Below are 3927 nucleotides of genomic sequence, written 5' to 3'. Positions count from 1 at the left end.
AAGTCGTAGGTTCCTGTAACAGGAAATGGCCGTAGATCAGACCTCAGAAGTACAGCGCCGGCAGCGAAACCTCCACATAATCCCTTTCCCAGGACTATGAAATGTGGCCGTAGATCTTCTGGCCAAGTGTAATATCTGCCGGCCCGCATGTAGGTTTGGATCTCGTCGAATATGACGAAAAATCCATCACGGTCTGCGCGCTGACAGAGGTGGCTCAACCACCACTTGGGAAGAATGCGCTGCCCTCCGGATCCTTGGATCGGTTCGACTATGACGGCCAGCAGGTCGGCTGACAAATCATCAAGTTCGGCGTCCAGGCGATCAAGATGTCTGCCCGCCTGACCTGCCTCGCTGTCTGTATCGATCAGTGGAATCGTTTCAGGAAAGGTTAGCGTGGCATAGGTGCCACCGCGGCTTCGGAAGGTCGACAAAGTTCGCCGCTCGGGTTCTACTTCAGGGTTGGCGGGCCAGGAAGCTTGAGCAGTTCCGAGCGTCGTACCGTGGAATGCGCCGGATAAGCGAGCAATTGTGTCGCGGCCACTGCCCTGCAGCATGCATAGCTTGATGGCTGTTTCTATGGCTAGGCCGCTCGTAGCTGTGTATGCGACATGGCTGTACATATCTTTGTTTCCGTTGCCAGGAACAAGGTCGAGGAGATCATTGGCAAATCTTTCGCGTTCGCTCGTGGCAAACCCTTGGTGAATATGCCAGAGACGGTCCATTGTCGCGGATGCATGTCTGCGCAGTTCCTCGTTGGAGTGGCCGAGGTAAAGGGCCCAGCTTTGTGATGTGCAATCGAGGTAGCGGTCGCCCGATGAATCCCATACATATAGTCCCTCACCTCGGACGATGTCGATCGCAGGCGTTCCACCGCCGAGGGTTACGGGAGAAGCGACCGTCATGACACTACCTGCTCAAAGTCGTTCGTCGACGCTGCTGAGGTGGCGGGGCGGATCCCGAGGCTCCGCCCCGCAGGCGTGAATCCGGAGAGTTCCAAGGGGCGTGATGATGAGAATTTTGGGCCGTAGATCGAAGTTGGTCTCTTGCCCGCCCATGCCACTGGCTCGACACCGCCCCGGAACTGAATGTCTCCGACAGAGTCGGTCACTATTCCGATCTGAAACGCGCGAACCCCGTTCGTTGAGAGGGTCCGGAGCGTCGCCTCCAATTCTGAAGGGGCAACGGTAAACAGTAGTCGGTCATCTCCAGCGATTCCATTGAGGGCGTAGGCCTCGGGAGGGGCATTAAGGTGCCTGGCGGCGACCAGTGTGGCGCCGGCCAATGGGATAGAAGAGGTGTTAATGGTCAACCCAACACCTGATGAGCTTCCGAGATCCGCGCAGGCCTTGGGCAGGGAATCGTTGGTGTCGATGCACGATGTTACGGCGCCGGTTCGCCTGAGCTGGATGCCCGTGGAAATCTCGGGGCGGTAGTCGAGGAAAGCACTGCGAATGACATCCCATTCATCTGTGTTCAACTCATCCGCGGTGCCGGAATTCAATACCGCCAACGCTGCGTCCCAGCCGCCGATTGCTCCGCTGATGATCAGAATGTCGCCAGGTCGCGCGGTGCTACGGCGCATTGCTGTGTCCCGGGGGACGACGCCTACTGCGGTCGTGGAGATGCCGAATTCTCCCCTTGACATATTTGATGCCTGGAGGAGCTGACCGCCATAGGGTCGGAGCACATCGCCAACGCCCAAGCCAATTGCCTCGAAGTCCTCAAGAGTGAAGTGGTCCGGTGCACGTACATCGATTTGGACTCCATACAAGTCAGCTCCCGATGCGGCGATGTCGCTCACTGCCTCGTTAGTACCGCGACGAACCAGCGACCTCACATCCTCGCCCGGAAAGGCTTGACGCTCATTGATCTGATCCGAGGTGAGCACTATTTGATGATCAGGTTTAACTACAAGCAGGCAGACGTCCTCAGCGCCGGGTTCCCAGAGCACCGCTCCTCGGCGAATGGCTTCAATGGCTGGTGCTTCTTCCCAAACTGCAGGATTGGGTCTAAACAGCGTCATCTTTGTGCCTCCTCTTAGAGTTAGCCAAGAATGACATAAGGAGGCATCAAACAGTGGAAATTTCAGAAATTAGACGCAATGTGTCAACTGGATATGTTGCCGGGCTGAGGCAAGTCATAGGAACTAGGCTTGCATTGCTTCCGGCCGCGGCCGGTGCTGTGTTCGATGCAGACGGCAGGTTGCTGCTCGGTAGACAGCGAGACGGCGGGCTCTGGGACTTAGTCGGCGGTTGCATTGAAGTAGATGAGAGTCCCAACGTAGCCGTAACTAGAGAGATGGCTGAAGAAACCGGACTGAAAGTTGCTGCTCGATCACTGATCGGTTGCTACGGAGGACCGGAGTTTAGAGTGACATATTCTAACGGTGATCATGCAGCCTTCGTCGTCAGTCTTTTCCATTGTGAGATCCTTGACGCCAGTGATCCAACTAGGGACGGAGAACTGATCGATCTCGCCTATATCGCACTGGATGGCTTGCCGGCCCTGCATATGAGGCCGTCCGGTGCACGTCTTGCCAAGGAAGCATTTAGATGGGCCAACGCCGCTACAGAGTAGAACATCCCATATCACGGCGCTACTTCCTGGGGAAGGGACCGGGGATGTCTCGTCAAATAGCCGTTTCGAATATCCATAGTCGCTAGCACCCAATATTCACGAACTTAGCGCGCCTAGGAGGTTCATTGGCCAGAATTCTCTAGCCCGCGGGCAGTGAAGATGCCCGCCGGTGGGCCTTAAAACTTGCCTGTGCGCTTAGAGCCAAGCTCTACGAGGTTGTAATTGCGCTCCGCGAAACTGCGGAAAGCGTTGCGCATCCATTCGGGACACCGTTGTGCGCCGCGTCGTATGGCTCGTCAGCTTTCCCGTCGTGGCCTGACGGCCGCCAACCATCATGCGGCATTGGCCCCAGCATCGCAGACATTCGATATGGAGAGTACAGGCGTCCTAAGCCCTTGGTCCGCTTGCGATGGCAACCGCTAAATCCTTCGGGGCTCTGCCATTCGGACGACCGGACCGTCTGATCGCCTGCATGCAACCACCACCACGCCTCCGCGGAATAAAACTCACCACGTGAAGCAGCGGTGTGCCCGGACTCCCTTATCGCTGGCTCAGCGAGCAACATGTCCGGGTTCGCTAAGTGAGAAACGAAACTACCGCCTCAGCGCCGACCAATCGATAGTGATTCCAGCTGCGTCGATCTCCGTTGCCAGCGCACTTTTCCAAGCGCCGGCGGCGTCGAGTGGGGTGTACACGATCCCCGTCACGTCCCCAGGTTCCTCGACGCCGGGTTCCATCAGAACTGCGACCTTGGAACGTCCTAGGGCGCCAATGAAGAACCCGAGTTCGAAGACAACGTTTTGTCGTCCACGTGGCCTTTCACCCGTCGTTGCCTTTGCGCGGCCGAAATCGTCGCCCGTCAGGAGAACGACAGCAAATCCTGTCTTCGCTGCGCTGCTCTCCAGCTTTTCGATGAGTACAGAACCCCGGTTGGGCTGTTCATGAAGTATCACGGGCTCATGGCCGGTGAGATCACGCAGGAAACGCGCCAGCTGATACTTTCTTGCCTCATCATGCCCGTGAACGATGAAGACTCGGCCAGCTGGACCGGTCTCTCCTTTGTCACTGACATCTACAAGATCTTCAATCTCGCTCGCTTGTGCAGCCGCACTATCTTGCGCTTCAATTATCTGGATTCCGCGGTCCGATATTTCAGGGCGGATGATCGGTCCGCCCATTCCTGCTTTGCCTCTTATGAGCTGACGCTCCCGGAGAGTAAGTGAGGCTTGCTTGATTTCGTGATCGGTGAACTTTTTCCCGTAGAAACTTCCGTACTTGCTGTTGGGAAAGCCGCTGATATTTGGCGCTGTCGTTCCGTGGAGGCGTTCCTCATAAAGCCACTGGAGTAAA

4 protein-coding genes are annotated in these 3927 nt (G+C 56.6%); 1 reads left to right on the top strand and 3 read right to left on the bottom strand.

Annotation, left to right across the window (positions count from 1 at the left end; all coding sequences use genetic code 11):
- A partial coding sequence (locus tag HP499_RS21770; RefSeq protein ID WP_172326186.1) for an aminotransferase class III-fold pyridoxal phosphate-dependent enzyme occupies positions 1-902 on the bottom strand: 902 nt, incomplete at its 3' end.
- Positions 899-2023, bottom strand: a complete 1125-nt coding sequence (locus HP499_RS21765) for a thiamine-monophosphate kinase (RefSeq protein WP_172326185.1) — start codon at positions 2021-2023, stop codon at positions 899-901. The genes HP499_RS21770 and HP499_RS21765, both read right to left, overlap by 4 nt.
- A 53-nt stretch (positions 2024-2076) precedes the next feature.
- Here HP499_RS21765 and HP499_RS21760 point away from each other — a divergent pair, with 53 nt between their 5' ends.
- A complete protein-coding gene (locus tag HP499_RS21760; protein WP_172326184.1) occupies positions 2077-2577 on the top strand; it encodes an NUDIX domain-containing protein in 501 nt (166 codons plus the stop codon).
- Positions 2578-3170: 593 nt separating this feature from the next.
- On the opposite strand, the gene HP499_RS21755 is transcribed toward HP499_RS21760, so the two are convergent.
- Positions 3171-3927 (bottom strand): TIR domain-containing protein (locus HP499_RS21755; protein ID WP_172326183.1); only part of this gene is annotated, 757 nt, incomplete at its 5' end.

Source organism: Paenarthrobacter sp. CM16 (assembly GCF_013179505.1).
Lineage (GTDB): Bacteria > Actinomycetota > Actinomycetes > Actinomycetales > Micrococcaceae > Arthrobacter.
This window is presented reverse-complemented; position numbering and strand designations above follow the sequence as displayed.